This is a genomic window from Amycolatopsis sp. NPDC059657 (genome assembly GCF_042734395.1).
Lineage (GTDB): Bacteria > Actinomycetota > Actinomycetes > Mycobacteriales > Pseudonocardiaceae > Amycolatopsis.
Map to the genome: position 1 here is coordinate 1 of NZ_JBHWEB010000130.1, position 3,880 is coordinate 3,880.

General features: G+C 67.3%; 3 protein-coding genes. 1 reads left to right on the forward strand and 2 read right to left on the reverse strand.

All coding sequences use genetic code 11. The features are described 5' to 3' along the window. Positions 1 to 70: 70 nt before the first annotated feature. A complete protein-coding gene (locus ACFV15_RS40740; protein WP_378357857.1) occupies positions 71 to 2,047 on the reverse strand; it encodes an acetoacetate--CoA ligase in 1,977 nt (658 codons plus the stop codon). 19 nt (positions 2,048 to 2,066) lie between these two features. Next, positions 2,067 to 2,669 carry a dienelactone hydrolase family protein gene (locus ACFV15_RS40745; protein ID WP_378357859.1) on the reverse strand — a complete coding sequence of 201 codons (603 nt, stop codon included), beginning with the start codon at positions 2,667 to 2,669 and terminating at the stop codon, positions 2,067 to 2,069. A 96-nt stretch (positions 2,670 to 2,765) separates the two neighbouring features. Here ACFV15_RS40745 and hisC point away from each other — a divergent pair, with 96 nt between their 5' ends. Beyond that, complete coding sequence (hisC, locus tag ACFV15_RS40750; RefSeq protein ID WP_378357861.1) at positions 2,766 to 3,821, forward strand: histidinol-phosphate transaminase; 1,056 nt, start codon at positions 2,766 to 2,768, stop codon at positions 3,819 to 3,821. The last annotated feature ends 59 nt before the right edge of the window (positions 3,822 to 3,880 follow it).

The window sequence follows — 3,880 nt, forward strand, 5'->3', positions numbered from 1 at the left end:
GGGTGACCCAGGTGACGGCGACCACCGACGTCTCCCCCGCCACTCGCACGCGTGCCCCCATCACCACTGTCTACTCCCTGGCGAGCTCCACGAACGGCCGCAGCGCGTCGGGGTTGACCAGAGCATCCCTGCTGACCGCTCGCTCCGGGGCGACCCCGGACAAGATCTTCTTCACGGGTACCTCGCACTTTTTACCGTTCAAGGTGCGCGGGATCTCGGTGACCACGACGAACCGATCAGGTACATGTCGTGGCGACAGCGCCCCCCTGAGCTCCTTGCGCAGCGACGGCTCGACGTCAGCCAGCGATGCCCCGCCCTTCAACACCAGGAAACACAGCAGCTGGCCGTCTTCATTCCCGGCCGCCGAGGTGTCGATGACCAGCGAGTCGGCGACCGACGCGAAACCTTCGACGACGCGGTAGAACTCCGCCGTGCCCATGCGGACGCCGCCGCGGTTCAACGTCGAGTCGCTGCGGCCGTAGATGACCGCCGAACCGCGCTTGGTGATGCGGATCCAGTCGCCGTGGCGCCAGATGCCGGGGTACATCTCGAAGTACGCCTCGTGCAGCCGTGAGCCGTCGGGGTCGTTCCAGAAGTAGACCGGCATCGAGGGCATGGGCTGGGTGACGACCAGCTCGCCGACCTCTTCGACCACCGAGTTTCCTGCCTCGTCGAAGGACTCGACCGCGGCGCCCAGCGCGCGGCAGGACAGCTCGCCCAGCCAGACCGGGAGGTCGGGTGACGCGGCCACGAACGCCGCGCACAGGTCGGTGCCGCCGGAGACCGAGCAGATCTGGACGCCCTTGCCGAACTCGTTGACAAGCCAACGGAAGCCTTCGACCGAAAGCGGCGAGCCCGTCGAGCCGATCGCGCGCAACGCAGTGAGGTCGTATTTGGCCGAGGGCTTGATGCCCTCTTTGAGACAGCTCTGGATGAACGGCGCCGACGTGCCGAAGAACGTGACGCGGTGCTGTTCCGCCAAATGCCAGAGCACGTTGAGGTCCGGCTGGCCGGGACTGCCGTCGAACAGCACGATCGTGGTGCCGACCAGCAGCCCGGAGATGAGGAAGTTCCACATCATCCAGCCGGTCGTGGTGAACCAGAAGAACCGGTCGCCTGGGCCCAGATCACTTTGCAGCGCAAGGGCTTTCAGCAGTTCGATGGTGATGCCGCCGTGGCCGTGGACGATGCCCTTGGGCAGCCCGGTGGTGCCCGACGAGTACAGGACCCACAGCGGGTGCGCGAAGTCGACCGGCTCGAACGCCAGCTCGGCGCCGTCGTTCGCGGCGAGCAGGTCGTCCCAGTCGAGGGTGCCGTCGAGTGAGCCGCCGCCGACGTAGTCGATCAGTACGGTCGCTTCGACTGACGGGATTTGTTCGCGCAGCTGGGAAATTGTCGAACGAGTGTCGAAGGAACGTCCATTGTAGACGTAGCCGTTGACGGCGATGAGCACCTTCGGCTCGATCTGGGTGAAGCGGTCCGAGATCGCGCGGACGCCGAAATCGGGCGAGCACGACGACCACACCGCGCCGAGGCTGGCGGTGGCGAGGAACGCGACGAGCGTCTGCGGGCAGTTCGGGGCCAACGCGACCACTCGGTCGCCTTTGCCGACACCCGAAGAGACCAACGCGGCACGGAAAGCCGCGACCTGCGCGCGCAATTTTCCGTAGGTCAATTGCCGGGTCAGGCCGTCTTCACGGTGGAAGATCACCGCGAGTTCGTCATCGGCCTTCGACGCTCCGGCGACGCCCGGCGTCAGCGCGTGCTCGGCGTAGTTCAGCGTGCCGCCTTCGAACCACTTCGCCTGCGGCATCGCGCCGGAGAGCACCTCGCCGGGCTGGTCATGCCAGCGCATACCGAGGAACTCCGCCACCGCGGCCCAGAACTCGGGCACACGCTGGACGGAGAACTCCCATAGCGACTGGTAGTCGTCGACCTCGACGCCGCGCTCGGCCCGCAGCCACTCGCGGAAGGCCTCGATCTTCGTCTCGGACTGGCGGCTCGGCTCAGGGCGCCAGAGCACTTCGGGGGCATCGGCGTTGGTCACCCGCCGATGTTAACCCTCGCTAACGTAAGTGCGCATCAAACCAATTGAGCGTCCGCTGCCAGGCTTCCGCGCCGGCCCCCGGGTCTGAATCGAAGCGATGGTCGGCGCCCGGATACCGGACGACGTTCGTCACGACGTCGGCCGACGCGGCGGCGTCACGCAGGTGTTCCAGCTCGACGCGGCCCTCCTCGGTGCCGGAGTCGCCGTACATGCCGAGCCACGGGCTGGTCAGCTTGCCCGCGATCTCGACCAGGCCTGGCAGCTCACCACCGACGCTGACCGCCGCGCCGAGCTTGCGGTGCGAGGCGACCACGAGCGCGGCCGTGCCGCCAAGGTCGAAGCCGACGACGCCGAGCTGGTCGGCGTCGACACCGCGCTCGACCAGCCAGTCGAGCGTGCTGTCGGTGGCGTCGAGGATGTCCTCGCGGGTCAGGTGCTCCCCCTCGATATGCGGCGCGACGGCCAGCCAACCCTCACCGGCCAGCCCGGCTATCAGCAACCGCACTCCGTCCGTTATGCCCTCCGCCTCGTGTAGCACGACCAGCCCGCCGCGGACCACACCCTCAGGCTCGGCGAAGGTCAACTGCACACGTTCGTAAACATCGGTGTGGGTGAGGGTCATTCACTTACTCAACCACTGCGAGGTAAACAGGAGAAGGGTTGAGAGATTGCGGATAGGGTGACCGCAATCTCCCTGAGACGAAGAGGAGCTCGCGCTATGTCCGCCGTCCCCACCCGCTCGGATCTCGGCACGTTGCCGGTGTACGTCCCCGGTCGCACCGTCGAAGGTGCGATCAAGCTCGCCAGCAACGAGGTGCCCGGCGGTCCGCTGCCGAGTGTGGCGAAGGCGATCGTGGAAGCGGCTGCCAACGTCAACCGCTACCCCGACTCCGGCTGCAACGCGCTGAGCTCCCGCATCGCCACCGAGGTCGATTTCCCGGTCTCGCAGATCGCCATCGGCTGCGGCTCGGTTTCGCTGTGCCAGCAGCTCGCGCAGGCCGTCTGCGAGCCAGGCGACGAAGTCCTCTACGCGTGGCGCTCGTTCGAGGCGTACCCCACGGTCACGCAGGTGGCGAACGCGCGCAGCATCAAGGTGCCGCTGACCGCTGGGCACGAGCACGACCTCGACGCCATGCTCGCCGCGATCACGCCGCGCACCAAGATCGTCTACGTCTGCAACCCGAACAACCCGACCGGGACCGCGGTCCGCCGTGAGGCGCTGGAACGGTTCCTGGACGCGGTGCCGTCCACTGTGCTCGTCGTGCTGGACGAGGCGTACCGCGAGTTCGTCACCGACTCCGAGGTGCCGGACGGCCTCGAGTACGTGCGCTCGCGTGACAACGTCGCCGTGCTGCGCACCTTCTCGAAGGCCTACGGTCTCGCCGGGCTGCGCGTGGGTTACGCCGTCGCGCCGGAGAACATCGCGAAGGCGCTGCGGCAGGTGTTCGTCGCGTTCAGCGTGAACATGATCGCGCAGGCGGCGGCGATCGCTTCGCTGGACGCGTCCGACGAGTTGATGGCGCGCGTGAAGGAGATCGTCGGCGAGCGTGAGCGGGTGCGTCGCGAGCTCATCGACGCCGGCTACGACGTGCCGGACACGCAGGCGAACTTCGTCTGGCTGCCGCTGGGCGAGGAGACGCCGAAGTTCGCGGAGTTCGCGCTGGACCACAAGCTGGTGCTGCGGCCGTACGCGACGGACGGCGTGCGCGTGACCATCAGCACACCCGAGGAGAACGACCTTTTCCTCGCGGCTGCCCGCGCTTACAAGGGTTAAGGGCTCGTGCGCGTTTCGGGGGGGTGAAAACCCCCCCCACCCCCACCGACGGATTAATG